This window comes from Streptomyces sp. NPDC096152 (genome assembly GCF_044763235.1).
Classification (GTDB): Bacteria; Actinomycetota; Actinomycetes; order Streptomycetales; family Streptomycetaceae; genus Streptomyces.
Window position 1 is genome coordinate 1092931 of sequence record NZ_JBIWFW010000001.1, and the last position, 21407, is coordinate 1114337.

The window sequence follows — 21407 nt, forward strand, 5'->3', positions numbered from 1 at the left end:
TACCCGTGCCCTTGGGTTCCTCGTCGGCGAGTGACCGCCCCCGCCGACCGCCCACCCACCGCCCCCATCGACCCCGTCCGTCATCCTGCGGACGGCACTCGCCTTCACCCCCGTCCGTCCCCGCCGTCAGCCCCGACACCCCGGCCCCGGTCCGTCCCGCGGCCGGCCCCCACACCCCGACCCCCGCCTGTCCCACGGTCGGCCCCCACATCCCGACCCCCGCCTGTCCTACGGCCGGCCCCCACACCCCGACCCCCGCCTGTCCCACGGTCGGCCCCAAAACCCGGGCGTTCGTGTTGAATTGAAGCCCCGGTACCTGCATTGCCCTGTCTTTGACGCACCCTTGACTCGATCTAGGAGTGACATGAGCCTGGCAACTGTCCGCCGCCGTGGCGGACCACCGCTAGGGGGGTTCATGAGACACAGAGCGAGATCGATCCTCGCTGTCGGCGCGCTCCTGCTCGGCGGAGCGAGCCTCGCGCCCGTCGCCCAGGCGCAGAGCGGAAGTTCACCCCGGCCCGACCCGGACGAGGTGAAGGTCTTCCGCGCCGACGTCACCGCGCGGCAGTTACCCCTGCTGCTGAAGGCCGGTCAGGACGCCCAGGAACTCGGCGAGCGGATGGGCGGCAGGGACCGGGCCGCCGTCGAGCTCTACCTGACCGACCGACAGGCCGAGCGGCTCCGGACGCAGGGCGTCCGCCTCACCGAGCACACGCTCTCGGCCACCGCCGGCAGACGCGTCGCCGCCGCCGGCCAGGGCGTGTTCCGCCCGTACAGCGGCAGGGGAGGCCTGAAGGAGGAGATCGTCCATACAGGTCGGGCCCATCCCGGCCTCACCAAGGTCGTCTCCATCGGCCGGACCGTGGGCGGCCAGGACATCCTCGCGGTCAAGCTCACCAAGGACGCCAGGAAGACCAGGGACGGCTCCCGGCCGGCCGTGCTGTACATGTCCAACCAGCACGCGCGCGAGTGGATCACGCCGGAGATGACCCGCCGGCTGATGCACTACTACCTGGACCACTACCGGACCGACAGGCGCGTGAGGAAGCTCGTCGACACGACCGAGCTGTGGTTCGTCGTCTCCGCCAACCCCGACGGGTACGACTACACCTTCAAGGACCCCGGCACCCGCCTGTGGCGCAAGAACCTGCGCGACGTCAACGGCGACGGCACCATCTCCACCGGTGACGGCGTGGACCTCAACCGCAACTTCCCCTACAAGTGGGGCTACGACGACGAGGGTTCCTCGCCCAACCCCACCAGCGAGACCTACCGGGGCGCGGCCCCCGCCTCCGAGCCCGAGACGCAGGCGCTGGACCGGTTCGAGAAGCGCGTCCACTTCGCCTTCGGCATCAACTACCACTCCGCCGCCCAGCTCCTGCTGTACGGCGTCGGCTGGCAGGTGGCCACCCCGACGCCGGACGACGTCCTCTACAAGGCGCTGGCCGGCACACCGGACAACCCGGCGATCCCCGGCTACCGTTCCCAGGTCTCCTCGGAGCTGTACACCACCAACGGCGAGGCGGACGGCCACGCGGCGAACGTCAACGGCATGGGGATGTTCACCCCCGAGATGTCGACCTGTCAGACCGCGTCGAACATCGACCCGAACGACGCCTGGAACGCGGCCGACTGCCGGTCGGTCTTCACCTTCCCCGACGACGAGAAGCTGATCGAGCAGGAATTCGAGAAGAACGTCCCGTTCGCGCTCTCCGTCGCCGAGACGGCCGCCCACCCCGACCGGCCGGCCTCCTCGGTCGGCCTGAGCGCCGCCGACTTCACCCCGGCGGCCTTCCCGGCGTCGTACGCGCGCGGCGCCGACCAGGAGGTCTCCGCCGTCGTACGCAAGTCCGTGCGGGACAAGAAGCTCAGGTATCGCGTCAACGGCGGCCGGACCCAGGAGCGGGCCCTGCGGCCCTGGAAGGGCGGCCGGACCTACGGCGGCGACGACAACCTCCACTTCGACGAGTACCGGGCCGCGGTCCGGGGCGCCCGGCCGGGCGACCGGGTCGAGGTGTGGTTCACGGGCCGCGGCGGCAGCGGCAAGCGGGTCTCCGGCGGCCGCTTCACCTACACCGTGGCCGAGCGGCCCCGGGCCGACACGCTCGTGGTCGCCGAGGAGGGCGCGGCCGCGACGCAGGCGCGGACGTACGTGGACGCGCTGAAGGCGAACGGCCGCGCGGCGATCGTCTGGGACGTGGCGCGGCAGGGCGTGCCCGACGCGCTCGGCGTTCTGCGGCACTTCCGCACGGTCGTCCACTACTCGGGCGCCAAGGGCCCGGGCAACCCGACCCAGTTGCAGTTGCGCGCCTACCTCAACGAGGGCGGCCGGCTGATCGAGGCGGGGGAGCGGGCCGGCGGCAGCGTCGACCTCGGCGACGGCACGCCCTCGGACGACTTCAGCCAGTACTACCTGGGCGCCTACTCGCGCACGTCCACTTCCGGGGCCACCGGCTTCACCGGGTCCGGCCGGCTCGCCGGGTTCACCGGAGCGCTCGGCGACGCGCCTGGCAACCCGCTGGACCAGGCAGGCACCTACGGGGTGACCTCCGAGGAGCTGCCGGCCGGCAAGTACCCCCAGTTCACCAGTGCGGGTGCCGGGCGGTTCGCCGGGACCGTGAACCCGTACGGGCCGTACACGGGCGCGTACATGGCAGCCGCGGTGCACAGCGACGACGGTTACAAGCGCCTCACCCGCACCATCGACCTCACCCAGGTCGCCGCCGCCGAACGGCCCGCGCTGCGCACCCGGCTGCTGTGGGACACCGAGCCGGGCTACGACCACGCGCTCCTGGAGGTCCGCACCAGCGGGGCGGACGACTGGACGACCCTGCCCGAGGCGGGCGGGCGGACGAGCACCGCCGTGCCCGCGGAGTGCGAGGCCGGGTTCCTGATCAACGAGCACCCCTGGCTCAGGCACTACCTGACCCTGTCCGCCGGCGGCTGCGCCCCCACCGGCACCAGCGGCGCGTGGAACAGCCTCACCGGTTCCTCCGGCGGCTGGCAGCAGGTGAGCTTCGACCTGAGCGCGTACGCCGGCAGGTCGGTCGAGGTCTCCCTCGCCTACGTCACCGACCCGGGCACCGGCGGCCACGGCGTGCTCGCCGACGACGCCTCGCTCGTGGTCGGCGGCACCGCCCGGGAGACCGAGGGCTTCGAGACGTCGCTCGGGCCCTGGAGCGTGCCCGGACCGCCCGCGGGCAGCCCGGCCGCGCTGAAGGACTGGGCCCGCACCGGCACCCTTTTCCAGACGTACGGAGCGGTCACCACGAACCGGACCGTGCTGCTCGGATTCGGGCTCGAACAGGTGCCCGCGGCGGCCGACCGGACGGCCCTGCTGAGGAGGGCGCTGGCGGCACTCGACAAGTGAGCCGACCCCCTCTCGAAGGGGCACCCGACAACTGAGCCGACCCCCTCACGAACGAGTACCGAAGAGGGCCGAAAGGCGCCGACTTTCCCTGACGAAACGGAGCGATCCGGGCGCCTGCTCGGGGTGGTCCGTACCCCTACTGGCGGGTACGGACCACGGTGCCGTGTATGGGGCATGTGGATGCCACCAGACAGGCCGCAGAGAGGTAGGGTCGGGGGTGGTCGGGGACATCCCATACAGCTCGCCGGCGTCGAGCCGGCGTACCAACGAGGAGATCGGTTCGTGACGATCCGCGTAGGCATCAACGGCTTTGGCCGCATCGGTCGTAACTACTTCCGCGCGCTGCTGGAGCAGGGTGCGGACATCGAGATCGTGGCTGTCAACGACCTGGGTGACACCGCGACCACCGCCCACCTGCTCAAGTACGACACGATTCTCGGTCGTCTGAAGGAGGAGGTGTCCCACACCGCGGACACCATCACCGTCGGCGGCAGGACGATCAAGGTCCTCTCCGAGCGCAACCCCGCCGACATTCCGTGGGGCGAGCTGGGCGTGGACATCGTCATCGAGTCCACCGGCATCTTCACCAAGAAGGAAGACGCCGAGAAGCACATCGCGGGCGGCGCCAAGAAGGTCATCATCTCGGCTCCGGCCAAGAACGAAGACGTCACCATCGTGATGGGCGTCAACCACGACCAGTACGACCCGGCGAACCACCACGTCATCTCCAACGCCTCCTGCACCACCAACTGCGTGGCGCCGATGGCGAAGGTCCTCGACGAGAACTTCGGCATCGTCAAGGGCCTGATGACGACGGTGCACGCCTACACGAACGACCAGCGCATCCTGGACTTCCCGCACAAGGACCTGCGCCGCGCCCGTGCCGCCGCCGAGAACATCATCCCGACCACCACCGGTGCCGCCAAGGCCACCGCCCTGGTGCTGCCGCAGCTCAGGGGCAAGCTGGACGGCATGGCCATGCGCGTCCCGGTCCCGACCGGCTCGGTCACCGACCTCGTCATCGAGCTCGGCCGCGAGGTCACCAAGGAAGAGGTCAACGCCGCCTTCCAGAAGGCCGCCGAGGGCGAGCTGAAGGGCATCCTCGAGTACACCGAGGACGCGATCGTCTCCTCCGACATCGTCAACGCACCGGCGTCCTGCACCTTCGACTCCTCCCTGACCATGGTCCAGGAGGGCAAGAACGTGAAGGTCATCGGTTGGTACGACAACGAGTGGGGCTACTCCAACCGCCTCGTCGACCTGACGGTCTTCGTCGGCAACCAGCTCTGATCGCCGCACCAGGCACCGCGAGGTGAGAGCAGGGCTCGGGCAGCGCAGGTCGCGCCGTCCGAGCCCTGACTCACGTACGGCGGGCCGGTCCCCCGGACCGGCCCGCCGGCAGCTCGATCACCCCTCGTACGATCAAGAGCCCTTCCTCAGGAGTACCTATGAAGACGATCGACGAACTGCTCTCCGAAGACGTGTCCGGCAAGCGGGTCTTCGTCCGCGCCGACCTCAACGTCCCGCTCGCCGACGGAGTCATCACCGACGACGGCCGCATCCGCGCCGTACTGCCCACCGTCAAGGCCCTCGCCGAGGCGGGCGCCAAGGTGGTCGTCGCCTCCCACCTGGGCCGCCCCAAGGGCGTCCCGGACCCCGCCTTCTCGCTGCTGCCCGCCGCCGAGCGGCTCGGTGAACTCCTCGGCGCGCCCGTGGCGTTCGCCGAGGACACCGTCGGCCCGGCCGCGCACGACGCCGTGGACGGCCTCCAGCCCGGCCAGGTCGCGGTCATCGAGAACCTGCGCTTCAACCCCGGCGAGACCTCCAAGGACGACACCGAGCGCGGCGAGTTCGCCGACCGGCTGGCCGCCCTCGCGGACGTCTACGTCGGCGACGGCTTCGGTGCCGTGCACCGCAAGCACGCCTCCGTCTACGACCTCCCGGCCCGGCTGCCGCACTACGCCGGCTCCCTCATCGCCACCGAGGTCGGCGTCCTGAGGAAGCTCACCCAGGACGTCAAGCGTCCCTACGTCGTCGCGCTCGGCGGCGCGAAGGTCTCCGACAAGCTCGCCGTCATCGACCAGCTCCTCGGCAAGGCGGACCGGCTGCTCATCGGCGGCGGCATGGCCTACACCTTCCTCAAGGCCAAGGGCTACGAGGTCGGCATCTCCCTCCTGCAGGAGGACCAGGTGCCCGCCGTCGCCGAGTACATGGAGCGCGCCGAGAAGAACGGCGTCGAGCTGGTGCTCCCGGTCGACGTGGTGGCCTCCACCGAGTTCCCGGACCTGAAGACCAAGGCGCCCACGCAGCACGTCGTCGTGGACGCGGACAAGATCCCCGCCGACCACGAGGGCCTGGACATCGGCCCGAAGACCCGCGAGCTGTACGCCACGAAGCTCGCCGACGCCGCCACCGTCTTCTGGAACGGCCCGATGGGCGTCTTCGAGCACCCCGACTACGCCGAGGGCACCAAGGCCGTCGCACAGGCCCTCGTCGACTCGAACGGCTTCACCGTAGTGGGTGGCGGCGACTCCGCCGCCGCGGTCCGTACGCTGGGCTTCGACGAGTCGGCATTCGGCCACATCTCGACCGGCGGCGGCGCCTCCCTCGAGTACCTCGAGGGCAAGACGCTCCCCGGCCTCGCCGCACTGGAGGACTGACCAAGCATGAGTACGCGCACGCCGCTGATGGCGGGCAACTGGAAGATGAACCTCAACCACCTCGAGGCCATCGCCCACGTCCAGAAGCTCGCCTTCGCCCTGGCCGACAAGGACTACGAGGCCGTCGAGGTCGCCGTCCTGCCGCCCTTCACCGACCTGCGCTCCGTGCAGACCCTGGTCGACGGCGACAAGCTGCAGATCAAGTACGGCGCCCAGGACATCTCGCAGCACGACTCCGGGGCCTACACCGGCGAGATCTCGGGCCCGATGCTGGCCAAGCTCAAGTGCACCTACGTGGTGATCGGCCACTCCGAGCGACGCCAGTACCACGCCGAGACCGACGAGCTGGTCAACGCCAAGACGAAGGCCGCCTTCCGGCACGGCCTGACCCCGATCCTGTGCGTCGGCGAGGAGCTGGCGGTCCGCGAGGCGGGCAACCAGGTCTCCCACACGCTCGCCCAGGTCGAGGGCGGTCTGAAGGACCTCCCGGCCGAGCAGGCCGAGTCGATCGTGATCGCCTACGAGCCGGTCTGGGCGATCGGCACCGGCAAGGTCTGCGGGGCCGAGGACGCCCAGGAGGTCTGCGCCGCCGTCCGCGGCAAGATCGCCGAGCTGTACTCGCAGGACGTGGCCGACAAGGTGCGCATCCAGTACGGCGGCTCGGTGAAGGCGGGCAACGTCGCCGAGATCATGGCGCAGGCCGACATCGACGGCGCCCTGGTCGGCGGTGCCTCGCTGGACGCGGACGAGTTCGTCAAGATCGTGCGCTTCCGCGAGCAGTGAGTATGCCGTAGGGACGATCCGTCGTACCCTTGCGGGGGTGTGGTGGGGCTACCACCGCACCCCCGTCGTCCATCCGAATCCGAGGAAGTTGGTCCAGCCGTGGTTCTGGGGTTCTCGATCGCCCTGATCGTCTTCAGCCTGTTGCTGATGCTGCTGGTGCTGATGCACAAGGGGAAGGGCGGCGGCCTCTCCGACATGTTCGGTGGCGGAATGCAGTCCTCCGTCGGCGGCTCCTCGGTCGCCGAGCGCAACCTGGACCGGATCACCCTGGTGATCGGTCTGCTGTGGTTCGCGTGCATCGTGGTGCTCGGCCTTCTCATGAAGACGAACAGCTGACGCTTTCCACCCGCACAATCCGTACGTATGGCCCCATGTACGGTACGCGCTCCTGAGCGCGGCCTATCATGGGGCTTGCGTCTTTGTAGGGGGCTGTAACTCCTATCACTGGACGCGCGTTGGGCCTTACGTAGACTGAGGCGCTCGCAGCGAAGCGAAACGCCGACTCGCTTTGCGGCACCATCACGCAGGGAGTTACGACCGTGGCAAGTGGCAACGCGATCCGAGGAAGCCGGGTCGGGGCTGGGCCGATGGGCGAGGCCGAGCGCGGCGAGTCCGCGCCGCGTCTGCGCATCTCCTTCTGGTGCTCCAACGGGCACGAGACGCAGCCCAGCTTCGCCAGCGACGCGCAGGTGCCCGAAACCTGGGACTGCCCGCGCTGCGGCTTCCCGGCCGGTCAGGACCGGGACAACCCGCCGGACCCGCCGCGCACCGAGCCGTACAAGACGCACCTGGCGTACGTGCGGGAGCGGCGCAGCGACGCGGACGGCGAGGCGATCCTCGCCGAGGCGCTCGCCAAACTGCGCGGCGAGATCTAGACGTTCAGGTCCGGCCGGGCGCCCGAGCGCGCGGGCCGGACCTGTCGCATCGGGCCGCAGGGGCCGCCCGCTCACGGCCCGTTGTCAGTGCCTCCCCCTACGGTGTGTGCATCGGGACTTCGGTGCTTCGTACGGGGGATGTCGTGGCGGCGGTCGAGGCGGTGGACAGTGCCGCGCCCACCTGGCGCGGGGGATTCGGGCGGCTGTGGACGGCCGCCGTGACCTCACGGTTCGGGGACGCCCTGCGGACCGCCGCGCTCCCTCTGCTCGCCGTGCGCCTGACCGACGAGCCCCTCGTCATCGCCTCCGTGACCGCCTGCGGCTATGTGCCCTGGCTGCTGTTCGGGCTGCTCGGCGGCGCCCTGGCGGACCGCGTCGACCAGCGGCGGGCGATGTGGGCGGTGGACACCGTACGCGGGCTGCTCGTCGCCGGTTTCGCGCTCGCCGTCGGCCTCGGGCACGCGTCGATCCCGCTGCTGCTCCTGCTCGCCTTCTCGCTGACCACCCTGCAGACCCTGTTCGACAACGCCTCCACGGCCCTGCTGCCGTCCCTGGTGGACCGCGGCGCCCTGAGCAGCGCGAACGCCCGGCTGATGACCGGCCAGCAGCTCGCCGGCGGGCTGCTGGCCGGCCCGTTCGTGCCGCTGCTGCTGACCGCCGGGGTGTGCGTGCCCTTCGTGGCCGACGCGGGCACCTATCTGGTGGCCGCCGCCCTCGTGGCGTCCCTGCGCGTCCGGCTCCCGCAGCCCGGTCCACGCCCGGCCGGCGGCACCCTGCGCGGGGAGATCGGCGCGGGTCTGCGCGCGCTGTGGGGCGACCGGGCGCTGCGGGCCGTCTGCGTGTCCACGCTGCTGTGCAACATCGGCATGGGTGCGCTGATCGCCACGCTGGTCCTGCAGGTGACGCGGTGGCTGCACGCGGGCGACGCGGGGTACGCGGCCGCGGTGACGGCGTACTCAGCCGGCAGCCTCGCCGGCGGGTTCGCCGCCCGGCGGATCGCGCGCCGCCTCGGGCGGGTGCGCGCCCTGCTGCTCGCCGGAACCGTCCAGACGTCGTCACTCGTCCTCGTCGGGACCGTCCGCCACCTCGGCGCCCTGCTCGCCGGCATGGCGCTGCTCGGTGTGATGGGCATGGTGTGGAACGTCAACCAGGTCACGCTGATGCAGCAGCGCAGCCCCGCGTCGATGGTGGGGCGTGTCGCCTCGGCCTTCCGCACCGCCTCCACCTCCGGCGCCCCGCTGGGCGCCCTCCTCGGCGGGGCCGTGGCCCGGTGGTACGGACTGAACGGGCCCGCGCTGTTCGCGGCCGCCCTCTTCGCGTTCGCCGTCACCTCGTTGATACCTGCGCGCAAGCCGGACGTACCTGTTGTTGCGCCGGACGACGGCGCCGGGGCGGGCCGGGCCGGGTGCTGATCAATTAGGTTGGGACCGGCAGCGGGGCAAGGTACGCAGCAGGACAGGTAGGAAAGAAGGCTGAAGTCCGAAATGAACGCAGACGGCCGTACCAGGCTCAACCACATGCCCGAGTGGACCGCGCTGTCCGAGCACCGCGAGCGGCTCGCCGGCGTCCACCTGCGGGAGCTGTTCGCGGCCGACCCGGGGCGCGCCGAGGGATACACGGTCCGGGTCGGGGACCTGTACATCGACTACTCCAAGCATCTGGTCACCGACGAGACCCTCGCCCTGCTGCGGGAACTCGCGGTCGCCACGGATGTGTTCGGGTTGCGGGATGCGATGTTCCGTGGTGAGCGGATCAACGTCACGGAGGACCGGTCGGTGCTGCACACGGCGCTGCGTGCGCCGCGTGGGGCGGTGGTCGAGGCCGGCGGGGAGAATGTGGTGCCCGCCGTGCACGCGGTCCTGGACAAGATGGCCGGTTTCGCGGAGCGGGTTCGCTCCGGCGAGTGGACCGGGCACACCGGGCGGCGGATCAGGAACGTCGTCAACATCGGCATCGGCGGCTCCGACCTGGGCCCGGCGATGGCCTATGAGGCGCTGCGGGCCTTCACGGCACGTGAGTTGACGGTCCGGTTCGTGTCGAACGTGGACGGCTCGGACCTGCACGAGGCGACCCGTGACCTGGACCCGGCGGAGACGCTGTTCATCGTCGCGTCGAAGACGTTCACCACCATCGAGACCATCAGCAACGCCACGTCGGCGCGTTCCTGGCTGCTGGCCGGTCTGGGAGGTGACGAGAAGGCGGTGGCGCGGCACTTCGTGGCGCTGTCGACGAACGCGGAGAAGGTGGCCGGGTTCGGGATCGACCCGGACAACATGTTCGAGTTCTGGGACTGGGTCGGCGGACGCTACTCCTACGACTCCGCGATCGGCCTGTCGCTGATGATCGCCATCGGCCCGGACCGCTTCCGGGAGATGCTGGACGGCTTCCATCTCGTCGACGAGCATTTCCGCTCCGCCCCCGCCGAGGCCAACGCGCCTTTGCTGATGGGCCTGCTGGGCATCTGGTACGGCAACTTCCACGACGCCCAGTCGCACGCGGTCCTGCCGTACTCGCACTACCTGTCCAAGTTCACCGCCTACCTCCAGCAGCTGGACATGGAGTCCAACGGCAAGTCGGTGCAGCGCGACGGGGAGCCCGTGGAGTGGCAGACCGGCCCGGTCGTGTGGGGCACGCCCGGCACCAACGGGCAGCACGCCTACTACCAGCTCATCCACCAGGGCACCAAGCTCATCCCGGCCGACTTCATCGGCTTCGCCAACCCCGTCGACGAGCTCGGCGGTGAACTCGAGGCGCAGCACGACCTGCTGATGGCCAACTTCTTCGCCCAGACGCAGGCACTCGCCTTCGGCAAGACACCGGAGCAGGTACGCGCGGAGGGGGTGCCGCAGGAGCTGGTCCCGCACAAGACCTTCAAGGGCAACCACCCGACGACCACGATCCTGGCGCGCGAGCTGACCCCGTCCGTGCTCGGCCAGTTGGTCGCGCTGTACGAGCACAAGGTGTTCGTCCAGGGGGCGGTGTGGAACATCGACTCCTTCGACCAGTGGGGCGTCGAGCTCGGCAAGGTCCTCGCCAAGCGGGTCGAGCCCGCCCTGACCGAGGGCGCGGAGGTGGAGGGGCTGGACGAGTCGACGCGGGCCCTGGTCGCGAAGTACCGGGAGCTGCGCGGGCGGCGGTGAGCCCGGTCGGCCGCCCCGGTGGGTCGGCCCCCTGGACCCCCACCCGGACCCCATGCGGGACCGCCGTCCCTCAGGCCACCGCGCTCAGCGTGTCCGCCAGGCGGCGGCGGGCCGCGCGGGCGGCGGGCAGCGCGGCGAGGGCGGCGGCGCCCAGGACGGCGGCCGTGCCGAACAGCAGCAGGAGCAGGGGGGAGGGGGCCTGGGCGATCCCGGCGCCGATGCCGCTGGAGCGGCCCTGGGCGTCGATCAGCCAGTGGGCCAGCGGGAGGCCCAGCGCCGTGGCGACGGCGACCGCGGCCAGCGTGGTGCAGCTGGTGGCCGTGACGGTGATCGCGGTGATCTGGCGCGGTGACAGCCCGATCGCCTTCAGCGCCAGCAGGTCGCGCTCGCCCTCGCGGACGGTGCCGCCGATCGCGGTGAGCAGCTCGATCAGCCCGATGAGGGCGAGCACGCAGACCAGCCCGGCGACGACCGCGCGCAGCGGGGACAGCCCGTCGGCCGGGTTGGTCACGGCGTGCACGTCGAGGTGGCCGCGGCCGGCGGCGGTCAGCCCGTTCGCGACGTCGTGCGGATCGGCTCCGGGGCGCAGCCGCAACTGGTAGAGGGTCGGGGCCAGGTGCGGGTCGTTCGCCCGGAGGGTGTCCAGCGAGGTGGAGATGACCCGGCCGGCGTTCTCCGGTTCGATGCTGCGGCCCACGATGTGCAGGATCTGCGGCTGGTCGCCGACCGTCATCCGCACCCAGTCGCCGACCCGCACGTCCAGCAGGTCGAGCAGGCCCTGCCCGGCGACCGCCTCGTCCGGGCCGGTCGCGGCGCGGCCCTGGGCGAGGGTGTACGGGTAGGGGTCCTGGCGGGTGCCGAGACCGCGCAGGGCGATCGTCGCGGTCTGCCCGGGAACCAGGGCGGCCATCTCCACGCCCGGATAGACGGCGGCGACCCGGCGCTCGTGGTCCAGCAGGGCGCGGACGTCCGTGTCGCCGAGGCCGCGGTCCGCGCGGACGGTGAGTGCCGCGGGCATTCCCATCCGCTCCGGGCTGCTGTGGAAGCGGTCGATGGTGGTCCACGCGCTCATCGCCACCACGATCAGCAGCAGCGGCAGCGCGAGCCGCCCGACGGTGCCGAGGGTGCGCGGACGGCGGGTGAACGCCTTGTGCCAGCCGAGCACCAGCGCGGGAGGCAGCCGCAGGCCGAGGGCGCGCCGCGCCGGTCCCGTCAGCCGGCCGCCCGCCGAGGCCGCCGGGCGGGGCACCGGCACCGGGGGCACCCGTCCCGCCCGCCAGGCCGCGAGCCCGGTGACCGCGCCGATGAACAGCACGGCCCCCACCGGCACGGCGAACAGCGCCACGGTGTGGCCCGGCAGCCCCTGCCACACCCCGACCGCGTCGCCGAACCGCCCCGGCAGCAGGCTGCCCAGCCCCTGCGTGAGCGCGGCCGCCGCGACGGCACCGAGCAGGGCGTAGGCGACGTGCTGGAGCAGGAAGACGCGGACGACCTGGCCGGGCGTGAAGCCGATCGCCTTCAGCACCGAGATGTCCCGCAGATGACCGCGGATGCGGGTGCCGATCGCGCCGTGCACCGCCAGTCCCGCGGCGACCAGCGCACCGAGCCCGAACAGGCCCAGCACCTGGCCGAGCAGCCGGTTGTCGCCCTGGGCCTCGGCCTGCGCCTGCTGCCAGGTGGACACCTCGCCGACCGCGCCGGCGCCGAGCACGGTGACGGCGCGCTGGACGGCGTAGTCCGTGTCGCCGGGGTCGGTCAGGCGCAGTCCGATCACCCGGCCGCCGGGATCGCGCACCGCGGACGGCAGCGCCCACACCAGGCCGGGCTGTTCCCCCGGCCGGAAGCGGGGTTCGGCGCTGTCGGCGACGCCCACGACGGTCAGCGTGCGGGCGGTGCCCGGCAGGCGGAGGACGTCCCCGGGCTCGGCCAGCAGCGCCCGGGCGAGTCGGCTGTCCAGGACGACGCCGCCGGGGTCCCGCGGGTCGAGCCAGTGGCCGGAGGTCAGCAGCGGCCGGCCCACGTCGGGCCGCCGGGGCGTGCCGCGCAGCTCGACCAGGGCCCGGGTGCCGCGGGAGGAGACGGTGGCGGTCTCGGTGGGATAGGGCCCGGCGACGGACTCGACGCCGTCCAGCGCGGCCAGCCGGCCGGTGTCGGCGGACCGGACGGTGTGGATCCACACATGGGCGCCCCGGGACTGGGCGAACACCCGCTGCCAGGGGTTGGTCGCGTAGCCGAACAGCGCGGTGGCCAGCAGCAGCGAGGCGACGATGCCGGCCGTGGCCAGCACGATGAACAGCGCCTCGCCGCGGTGCGTGCGCAGATCGGAGTGCGCCCAGCGCAACGTGGCCCGCACGCGGCTCAGCCCCTCGGCCGGGGCGGGTGCGCCGGCGCGCGCGTCAGGTGGTCGTACACCGCAGTCAGTCCTTCAGCTCCAGCACACCGGAGATCCCCGTGCCCCGCGACGGTGTCGTCCCGTCGAGTTCCGCGTCGTCGGCGATCCGCCCGTCGAAGAAGCTGATCACCCGGTCCGCGGCGCTCGCCAGCCGGGCGTCATGGGTGACCAGCACGATCGTCTGGCCGCGCTGGTGGAAACGGGACAGCAGCCGCATCACCTCGCGGGTGCCCCGGCTGTCCAGGCTGCCCGCGGGCTCGTCGGCCAGCAGCAGCGGCGGGTGGTTCACCAGCGCGCGGGCGAGCGCGACCCGCTGCTGCTCGCCGCCGGAAAGCTCGCCCGGCATACTGCGCTCCTTGCCCTTCAGCCCCAGCTCCGCCAGGAGCTCCTCGCGCTCGGCGCGCGCCTGGCGCGGCGAGCGGCCGGCGAGCAGCGCGGGCAGCTCGACGTTGTCGGCGACGGACAGGTTGGAGACCAGGTTGAAGAACTGGAAGACGATGCCGATGCGCTTCCTGCGCTCCTCGGCCCAGCGCGCCTCGGTGTAGGCGTCGGTGCACCGCCCGTCCAGCCAGATGCTGCCCTCGTCGGGCCGCTGCAGGCCGCCGAGCAGGTGCAGCAGGGTCGACTTGCCGGCCCCGGAGGGACCGGTGACGGCGACGAACTCGCCGCGCCGCACCGATAGATCGACGCCGCGCACGGCACGGGCGGGCGCGCCCTCGCCGTGGTGGGTCTTGACGAGCCGCTCGGCCCGCAGCACGACGTCCTCGGCCCCCGGCCCGGCAGGGTCCCCGGACCGGGGCTCGGGACGGTGTTCCGGGCGCGGCTCAGGAGGGTGGGTGTCGCTCACTCCAGCTCCTCCAGTTCCTCCTGGCACCGCTCCAGCCAGTCCAGGTCGGCCTGCAGGTGCAGCATCGCGCCCTCGATGAGCAGATGGGCGATTCGGTTGTCCCGGTTCTCGGCCGCGGCCAGCTTCGACAGGTTGCGCATGGTGTTGAGGTACTGGCGCCGCTGCCGGTTGATGAGCGCGATCTGGTCGGCGAGCCGGGTCTGCGGCGCGAGCGCGAGCTTCATGAAGAACTCGTCCCGCACCCGAGGCTCGTCCTCGGTCTCCTCGAACCAGGCGCGCAGCGCCTCACGCCCGGCGTCGGTGAGGTGGTAGATCTTCTTGTTGGGCCGGCTGGACTGCTCGACCTCCTCGCCCTCGATCAGTCCCGACTTCTCGAGGCGGCCGAGGGTCACGTATATCTGGCCGACGTTCGGCTGAGGGTACGCGGCGCCCAGCAGTTGCTCAAGGTCCTGCTTCAGCTCGTAGCCGTGGGCCGGGCCGCGAGCGAGGAGTGCCAGGAGGGGCAGGCGCACTCGTGCTCTCCTCCCAGTCCTCGTAATGTGCTCCAGGCCCTAGTATCGCCCATACCTAACAGGTATACATGGCCTCTGACCCCGGGCGAGGGTGCCCGAAGCTGGTGTACGGGAGGAACCTATGCGGTGGATACGCGCCGCCGGTAGGGGCCTTCTCGTCCTGGTCGTGGTCATGACCGGGTACATCGCCTCCGGGGCCCGTGCCGACGAGGGCGCGTCCCACGGGCGCGGCCCGCTCACCCTGGCCACCGCCGGTGACCTCACCGGCTATCTCGGCCCGCTGCTGGAGGGCTGGAACCGCACCCACCCCGGGGAGAGGGTCACCCTCGTCGAGCTCCCGGACTCCGCCGACGAGACCCACGCGCAGATGACGACCGACCTGCGCGGCGGCGACCGCAGCCGGTTCGACGTCCTCAACATCGACGTCAACTGGACCTCGGAGTTCGCCGCGGCCGGCTGGATCCGCCCGCTGCCGCGCGACCGCTTCCCGCTGCGGACCTTCCTGCCGCCGGTCGTCGACACGGCCACCTACGACGGGCAGCTGTACGCGGTCCCGTACGTCACCAACGCCGGTCTGCTGCTGTACCGCAAGGACGTCCTCGCCAAGGAGGGCGTCCCGCCCCCGCGCACCTGGGCCGAGCTGGAGCACGACGCGCGGACGATCGCGCCGAAGTACGGGCTCGACGGCTACGCGGGCCAGTTCCTGCCCTACGAGGGCCTCACCGTCAACGCGGCCGAGGCCGTGTACTCGGCGGGCGGCACGATCCTCGGCGACGAGGGCGCGCGGGTCACCGTCAACTCCGCGGCGGCCCGCGAGGGCATCGGCTTCCTCGCCCGCGGCGTCCGCGAGGGCTGGATCCCGAAACGGGCGCTGACGTACAAGGAGGAGGAGTCCAAGCAGGCCTTCCAGGACGGCCGGCTGCTCTTCCTGCGCAACTGGCCCTACGCCTACGCCGTCGCCTCGGCCAAGGGCTCCCCGGTCGCCGGGAAGATCGGCGCGGTGCCGCTGCCCGGGCCGGACGGACCGGGCACGAGCGTCCTCGGCGGCTCCAATCTGGCCGTCAACACCCATGCGCGGCACCCCGACTCCGCCGCGCGGCTGATCGCGTACCTCACCGGCGAGCGCGTCCAGCGCCTGGTCCTCACCCGGGGCGCGCTGCCGCCGGTGCGGGCCGCACTCTACGAAGACCCCGCGCTGATCCGGCGGTTCCCGTATCTGCCGACGCTGCGCGCCGCCGTGCTCGCGGCCGCGCCGCGCCCCAAGAGCCCGCACTACGACCAGGTCAGTCTGGTGGTCCAGGCGGTCGTGCACGACGCGCTGACCGGTCGGGAGACGCCCGAGGCGGCGGTGCGGCGGCTGGCGCGCGAGCTCGACGCCATCGCCCGCCGGTAGTTACTTGTTAGGTAACGCGGGCATCACGACCCTGTTCATTATGTCCCTTTAAGTCATTGTTCGTGACGGCAACTGACCAGTAGTTTCCGTTCATTTCATTGACACCTCTGTGACGCCGCTACCTAACATGCATGCACAACAGCCGCCTAGCACAGACAGGGCAATGGGTTGAACAGGCATCGTTGGTGGCGCGACGCGGTGATCTACCAGGTGTACGTCCGCAGCTTCCTCGACAGCACCGGCGACGGCATCGGCGATCTGGCCGGGGTCAGGGCCGGGCTGCCGTATCTGAAGAAGCTCGGCGTCGACGGGATCTGGCTGAGCCCCTTCTACCCCTCGCCGCAGCACGACCACGGCTACGACGTCGCCGACTACTGCGGCGTCGACCCGCTCTTCGGCGACCTCGCCGAGTTCGACCTGCTGATGGCGGCCGCCCGGCGGCTCGGCGTCAAGGTCCTGCTCGACGTCGTCCCCAACCACTGCTCCAGCGCCCACCCGTGGTTCGGCGAGGCGCTCGCCGCGCCGCCCGGCAGCCCGGCCCGGGCCCGCTTCCACTTCGCCGACGGCCGCGGCCCCGACGGGTCCGAGCCGCCCAACAACTGGCACGCCATGTTCGGCGGCCCGGCCTGGACCCGGATCACCGAGCCGGACGGCCGCCCCGGCCAGTGGTACCTGCACATGTTCACCCCCGAGCAGCCCGACTGGAACTGGCGCACCCCCGAGGTGGCCGCCGAGTTCGACCGGGTCCTGCGCTTCTGGCTGGACCGGGGCGTCGACGGCTTCCGCATCGACGTCGCCGCCGGGCTCTTCAAGCATCCCGACCTGCCCGACTCGGACGACCCCGAGGCCGACGCCCGCACCCGCGACTCGGTCAACCCGCTCGCCTGGAACCAGCCCGAGGTGCACGACGTGTGGCGGCACTGGCGGGCCGTGTGCGAGGAGTACACCGCGCACGACGGCCGGGAACGGCTGCTGGTCGGCGAGGTCTCGGTGCCCACCGCCCGTGAGCACGCCCGGTACGTCCGCCCCGACGAGCTGCACCAGGCCTTCTTCTTCGACCTGCTCGGCGCCCCCTGGGACGCCGACGCCTTCCGCAAGGTCGTCACCGAGGCCATGCAGGACATAGCCGGCACGGGTTCGACGGTCACCTGGGTCCTCAACAACCACGACCAGGTCCGCACCGTCACCCGCTACGGCGAACCCGCCACCGGGGGCAGCGGCCTCGGCGCCGCCCGTGCCCGCGCCGCCGCGCTGCTGATGCTGGCGCTGCCCGGTGCCGCGTACATCTACCAGGGCGAGGAGCTGGGCCTGCCCGAGGTCGTCGACCTGCCCGACGACGTGCTCACCGACCCGATCTTCCGCCGCACCGGAAGCCGCGCCCGCGTCCGCGACGGCTGCCGGGTGCCGCTGCCGTGGTCCGGGCAGGCCTCCCCGTTCGGCTTCACCTCCGGCGTCGAGGGCGCCAGGCCCTGGCTGCCGCAGCCGGACTGGTTCGCCGAGCACGCCACCGACCGGGCCCTCGCCGACACCAGCTCCTTCTGGCACCTGTACCGCGACGGCCTCCATCTGCGCGCCGCGCTGCCCCAGTTGGGGGAGGGCACACTGCGCTGGCTGGACACCCCGCCCGGCGTCCTCGGCTTCGTCCGCGGCGACGGCCTGGTCTGCGCCGTCAACTTCGGCACCGCCCCGACACCCGCGCCGGTCCCCGGCGCCCCGCTGCTGTCCAGCGGCCCCTGCCCGCCCGGCGTGCTCGCCGGGTCCACGGCCGCCTGGTGGATCGGCGACGACACCGCCGACCTCTGACCCCCTCACTAGCCCGTCCGTTTCCCACCCCTCGAAGGGACATCAACGATGATGCGACGACGTACCACCCTGCTCACCGGCTGCACCGCCCTCGTCCTCGCGCTCGGCGCGACCGCCTGCGGCGGCGGCGACCCCGTCTCCGCCGGCGGCGGCGACAAGGCGCTCAGCGGCCAGACGGTCACCGTGGCCGGCGTCTGGACCGGCAGCGAGCAGAAGAACTTCCAGAAGGTGCTGGACGCCTTCACCGCGAAGACCGGCGCCAAGACGCAGTTCATCTCCACCGGGGACAACGTCTCCACCGTCGTCGGCAGCAAGATCGAGGGCGGCAACGCCCCCGACGTCGTGATGGTCCCGCAGGTCGGCGTGCTCCAGCAGTTCGCGAAGAAGGGCTGGCTCCAGCCGCTGTCCGCCACCACCCAGCAGTCCGTCGACGCCGGCTACGCGCCCGTGTGGAAGAAGTACGGCAGCGTCGACGGCACCCTCTACGGCCTGTACTTCAAGGCCGCCCACAAGTCGACGGTCTGGTACAGCCCCGACGCGCTGACCCAGGCCGGCGTGAAGCCGCCCAAGAGCTACGACGAGATGCTCAAGGCCGGGCACACCGTCGCCGACTCCGGACTCCCCGCCTTCTCGGTCGCCGGGCAGGACGGCTGGACGCTGACCGACTGGTTCGAGAACATCTACCTCTCCCAGGCCGGACCGGAGAAGTACGACGCCCTCGCCGCGCACAAGCTGAAGTGGACCGACGCCAGCGTGGTCGAGGCGCTCGGCACACTCGGCAAGCTCTTCAAGGACAAGCAGCTGATCGCGGGCGGGCAGAAGGAGGCCCTCAACACGGACTTCCCCGGCTCGGTGGAGAAGGTCTTCGGACCCAAGCCCGGCGCGGGCATGGTCTACGAGGGCGACTTCGTCGCCGGCGTCGCCAAGGACCAGTTCGGCCGCACCATCGGCAAGGACGCCAACTTCTTCCCGTTCCCGGCGGTCGGCGGCGGTGCCGCGCCCGTGGTCAGCGGCGGCGACGCGGCGGTCGTGCTGAAGGACGGCAAGAACGCCAAGGCGGGCATGAAGCTCCTGGAGTTCCTCGCCACGCCGGAGGCCGCCTCCGTGTGGGCGAAGGCGGGCGGCTTCCTGTCCCCGAACAAGAAGGTCGCCCTCTCCTCCTACGGCGACGACGTCACCCGGGCGACCGCCAAGTCCCTGATCTCGGCGGGCGACTCGGTCCGCTTCGACATGTCCGACCAGGCGCCCGCCGCCTTCGGCGGCACCAAGGGAGCCGGCGAGTGGAAGCTGCTCCAGGACTTCCTGCGCGACCCCTCCGACCCGAAGGGGACCGCGGCGAAGCTGGAGGCCGCGGCGGCCAAGGCGTACCGGGGCTGAGCCGCGATGACCGCCACCACCCTCGTGAAGGAGAAGGGGGCGAGCCCGCCGCCGCCCGCCGCGCTCGCCGACCGCGCGCGGCGGATGCGGCGGCGGGGCCGGGCCGTCGCCCTGCTGTTCGTCTTCCCCGCACTGCTGCTGCTCGGCGCGCTCGTCGTCTACCCGGTGCTGTTCTCGGTCGGGCGCAGCTTCTTCGACGCCTCCGGCGACCGGTTCGTGGGCGGCGCCAACTACGCCGAGATGTTCCGCGACCCGGCCACCGTCAAGGCCGTCCGCAACACCGCGATCTGGGTGGTCGTGGCCCCGTCGCTGCTGACCGGGCTCGGCCTGATCCTCGCCGTCCTGGTGGAGAAGGTCCGCTGGGCGACCGCCTTCAAGCTGCTGCTGTTCATGCCGATGGCGGTGTCCTTCCTCGCCGCCGGGATCATCTTCCGCCTCGCCTACGACGAGGACCCGGACAAGGGCGTGCTGAACGCCGCCGTCGTCTCGGTCCACGACGCCTTCAAGGGCACCTCTGCCTATCCCACGGCACGCGCCCGCCCGGGCCAGGGGCTCACCCAGGCCCGGGACGGCTCGTACACGACCGGCACGGGCGTCTCGCCCGGGAGTGCGGTGACGCTGCCGATGGTCGGGGTGCTCCCCAAGGACCTGCCCCGCGGCGCCGCCCCCGCCCTCCCGGCGGCCGGGCGGCGGGCCGCGGCCGGCGAACTGCGCGGCGTCGCCTACCTGGACTTCACGCCCGGCGGTTCGGGCCGGCCGGGCAAGGTCGACCGGCGGGAGAGCGGACTGCCCGGCATGAAGGTCGAGGCGGTGCGCGACGGACGGACGGTCGCGAGCACGACCACGGCGTCCGACGGCTCCTTCCGCCTCCCGGGGCTCAGCGCGGGGTCGTACACGCTGAGGCTGCCGGCGTCGAACTTCGCCGCGCCCTACCAGGGCGTGTCCTGGCTCGGGCCGACGCTCGTCACCCCCGCCATCATCGGGGCGTACCTGTGGATCTGGACCGGATTCGCGATGGTGCTGATCGGGGCGGGCCTCGCGACGCTGCCGCGGGACGCGCTGGAGGCGGCGCGGATGGACGGGGCGAACGAGTGGCAGATCTTCCGGCGGATCACCGTTCCGCTGCTCGCACCGGTGCTGACCGTCGTCTTCGTGACCCTCGTGATCAACGTGATGAAGGTCTTCGACCTCGTCTACGTCATCGCGCCCGGGCCGGTGCAGGAGGACGCGACCGTGCTCGCCACCCAGATGTGGCTGGTGTCCTTCGGCGGCGGCAACAACCAGGGGCTCGGCAGCGCCCTCGGCGTGCTGCTCCTGCTCCTCGTCATCCCCGCGATGGTCTTCAACGTGCGTCGTTTCCGAAGGAGTCAGCGATGAACGCGGTCAGGCGGGGCCTGGGCAACGGGCTGGTGCAGGCCTTCCTGGTGGTGATCGGCCTGGTCTGGCTGACTCCGCTGGCGGGACTGTTCCTGTCGTCGCTGCGCTCGGCCGAGGACACCGCCAGGGGCGGCTGGTGGACCTCCCTGGCGAGCCCGGGACAGCTGTCCTTCGACAACTACACGGCGCTGCTGAAGAACGCGGGCATCACCCAGGCGTTCTGGAACACGGTGCTCATCTCGGTGCCGGCGACGGTGCTGGTGGTGGTGATCGCGGCGCTCGCCGGATACGCCTTCGCCTGGCTGGACTTCCCGGCCCGCGAACCGCTGTTCCTGCTGGTGGTGGCCCTCCTGGTGGTGCCCGTGCAGATCGGCCTGCTGCCGGTCGCCAAACTCTTCGGCCAGCTGGGGCTGTTCGGGACGATCCCCGGAGTCGTGCTCTTCCACGTGGCCTACGGGCTGCCGTTCGCGGTGTTCCTGCTGCGGAACTACTTCGCCGAGATGCCGAAGGAGATGCTGGAGGCGGCCCGCATGGACGGCGGCGGCGAGTGGCGCATCTTCACCCAGCTGGTGCTGCCGGTGGGCCGGCCCGCGATCGCGAGCCTCGCCATCTTCCAGTTCCTGTGGGTGTGGAACGACATGCTGGTGGCGCTGCTGTTCGCCGACAGCTCCTCCCAGCCGCTGACCGTGGAACTCCAGTCCCAGATCCGCCAGTTCGGCAGCAACATCGATGTGCTCGCGCCGGGGGCGTTCCTGTCGCTGATCGTGCCGGTGGTGGTCTTCTTCGCCTTCCAGCGGCACTTCGTGCAGGGCGTGATGGCCGGGTCCGTGAAGTAGGACCCGGAGCAGGACCCGGAGCAGGACCCGAAGGAGGATCCG

General features: G+C 71.6%; 16 protein-coding genes. 13 read left to right on the forward strand and 3 right to left on the reverse strand.

Annotated features, from left to right (window positions below; translation table 11 throughout):
- Positions 1 to 415 precede the first annotated feature (415 nt).
- From ACIQ9G_RS04775 to pgi, 8 genes are all read left to right on the forward strand, one after another.
- On the forward strand, positions 416 to 3370 hold the full coding sequence (locus ACIQ9G_RS04775) for a M14 family zinc carboxypeptidase (protein WP_403606274.1): 2955 nt from the start codon (positions 416 to 418) through the stop codon (positions 3368 to 3370).
- A gap of 282 nt (positions 3371 to 3652) precedes the next feature.
- Positions 3653 to 4660, forward strand: a complete 1008-nt coding sequence (gene gap, locus ACIQ9G_RS04780) for a type I glyceraldehyde-3-phosphate dehydrogenase (RefSeq protein ID WP_403606277.1) — start codon at positions 3653 to 3655, stop codon at positions 4658 to 4660.
- Between the two features lie 158 nt (positions 4661 to 4818).
- Positions 4819 to 6030, forward strand: a complete 1212-nt coding sequence (locus ACIQ9G_RS04785; protein ID WP_403606280.1) for a phosphoglycerate kinase — start codon at positions 4819 to 4821, stop codon at positions 6028 to 6030.
- Between the two features lie 6 nt (positions 6031 to 6036).
- Complete coding sequence (gene tpiA, locus ACIQ9G_RS04790) at positions 6037 to 6813, forward strand: triose-phosphate isomerase (protein ID WP_403606283.1); 777 nt, start codon at positions 6037 to 6039, stop codon at positions 6811 to 6813.
- Positions 6814 to 6912: 99 nt separating this feature from the next.
- Positions 6913 to 7149, forward strand: a complete 237-nt coding sequence (secG, locus tag ACIQ9G_RS04795; protein WP_361284041.1) for a preprotein translocase subunit SecG — start codon at positions 6913 to 6915, stop codon at positions 7147 to 7149.
- A 203-nt stretch (positions 7150 to 7352) separates the two neighbouring features.
- Entirely contained in the window at positions 7353 to 7688 is a 336-nt protein-coding gene (locus ACIQ9G_RS04800; RefSeq protein ID WP_003976875.1) for an RNA polymerase-binding protein RbpA, read from the forward strand.
- Between the two features lie 143 nt (positions 7689 to 7831).
- Positions 7832 to 9100, forward strand: coding sequence for an MFS transporter (locus ACIQ9G_RS04805; RefSeq protein ID WP_403606286.1), 1269 nt, complete (start codon positions 7832 to 7834; stop codon positions 9098 to 9100).
- Positions 9101 to 9172: 72 nt separating this feature from the next.
- Complete coding sequence (pgi, locus tag ACIQ9G_RS04810) at positions 9173 to 10828, forward strand: glucose-6-phosphate isomerase (RefSeq protein WP_403606289.1); 1656 nt, start codon at positions 9173 to 9175, stop codon at positions 10826 to 10828.
- A gap of 70 nt (positions 10829 to 10898) precedes the next feature.
- On the opposite strand, the gene ACIQ9G_RS04815 is transcribed toward pgi, so the two are convergent.
- The 3 genes from ACIQ9G_RS04815 to ACIQ9G_RS04825 form a co-directional block, all read right to left on the reverse strand.
- Entirely contained in the window at positions 10899 to 13181 is a 2283-nt protein-coding gene (locus ACIQ9G_RS04815; RefSeq protein ID WP_403606292.1) for an FtsX-like permease family protein, read from the reverse strand.
- 64 nt (positions 13182 to 13245) lie between these two features.
- A complete protein-coding gene (locus ACIQ9G_RS04820) occupies positions 13246 to 13977 on the reverse strand; it encodes an ABC transporter ATP-binding protein (protein ID WP_403606785.1) in 732 nt (243 codons plus the stop codon).
- Positions 13978 to 14063: 86 nt separating this feature from the next.
- The gene (locus ACIQ9G_RS04825) at positions 14064 to 14579 is read right to left on the reverse strand and encodes a PadR family transcriptional regulator (RefSeq protein ID WP_403606295.1); all 516 of its coding nucleotides are present in this window, start codon (positions 14577 to 14579) and stop codon (positions 14064 to 14066) included.
- 121 nt (positions 14580 to 14700) lie between these two features.
- Here ACIQ9G_RS04825 and ACIQ9G_RS04830 point away from each other — a divergent pair, with 121 nt between their 5' ends.
- From ACIQ9G_RS04830 to ACIQ9G_RS04850, 5 genes are all read left to right on the forward strand, one after another.
- Positions 14701 to 15972 (forward strand): ABC transporter substrate-binding protein, encoded by a 1272-nt coding sequence (locus ACIQ9G_RS04830; protein ID WP_403606298.1) that lies wholly within the window; start codon positions 14701 to 14703, stop codon positions 15970 to 15972.
- Between the two features lie 168 nt (positions 15973 to 16140).
- The gene (locus ACIQ9G_RS04835) at positions 16141 to 17775 is read left to right on the forward strand and encodes a glycoside hydrolase family 13 protein (protein WP_403606301.1); all 1635 of its coding nucleotides are present in this window, start codon (positions 16141 to 16143) and stop codon (positions 17773 to 17775) included.
- 48 nt (positions 17776 to 17823) lie between these two features.
- Positions 17824 to 19152 carry an ABC transporter substrate-binding protein gene (locus ACIQ9G_RS04840; protein WP_403606304.1) on the forward strand — a complete coding sequence of 443 codons (1329 nt, stop codon included), beginning with the start codon at positions 17824 to 17826 and terminating at the stop codon, positions 19150 to 19152.
- A 6-nt stretch (positions 19153 to 19158) separates the two neighbouring features.
- Positions 19159 to 20529 (forward strand): ABC transporter permease subunit, encoded by a 1371-nt coding sequence (locus tag ACIQ9G_RS04845; protein ID WP_403606307.1) that lies wholly within the window; start codon positions 19159 to 19161, stop codon positions 20527 to 20529.
- Positions 20526 to 21365 carry a carbohydrate ABC transporter permease gene (locus ACIQ9G_RS04850; RefSeq protein WP_356195431.1) on the forward strand — a complete coding sequence of 280 codons (840 nt, stop codon included), beginning with the start codon at positions 20526 to 20528 and terminating at the stop codon, positions 21363 to 21365. Before ACIQ9G_RS04845 ends, ACIQ9G_RS04850 begins: the two co-directional genes overlap by 4 nt.
- The last annotated feature ends 42 nt before the right edge of the window (positions 21366 to 21407 follow it).

Coding starts and splice junctions, on each gene's coding strand:
- ACIQ9G_RS04785 (WP_403606280.1), top strand. CDS start 4,819: ATGAAGACGATCGACGAACTGCTCTCCGAAGACGTGTCCGGCAAGCGG.
- ACIQ9G_RS04845 (WP_403606307.1), top strand. CDS start 19,159: ATGACCGCCACCACCCTCGTGAAGGAGAAGGGGGCGAGCCCGCCGCCG.
- ACIQ9G_RS04850 (WP_356195431.1), top strand. CDS start 20,526: ATGAACGCGGTCAGGCGGGGCCTGGGCAACGGGCTGGTGCAGGCCTTC.
- pgi (WP_403606289.1), top strand. CDS start 9,173: ATGAACGCAGACGGCCGTACCAGGCTCAACCACATGCCCGAGTGGACC.
- ACIQ9G_RS04830 (WP_403606298.1), top strand. CDS start 14,701: ATGCGGTGGATACGCGCCGCCGGTAGGGGCCTTCTCGTCCTGGTCGTG.
- ACIQ9G_RS04775 (WP_403606274.1), top strand. CDS start 416: ATGAGACACAGAGCGAGATCGATCCTCGCTGTCGGCGCGCTCCTGCTC.
- ACIQ9G_RS04840 (WP_403606304.1), top strand. CDS start 17,824: ATGATGCGACGACGTACCACCCTGCTCACCGGCTGCACCGCCCTCGTC.
- tpiA (WP_403606283.1), top strand. CDS start 6,037: ATGAGTACGCGCACGCCGCTGATGGCGGGCAACTGGAAGATGAACCTC.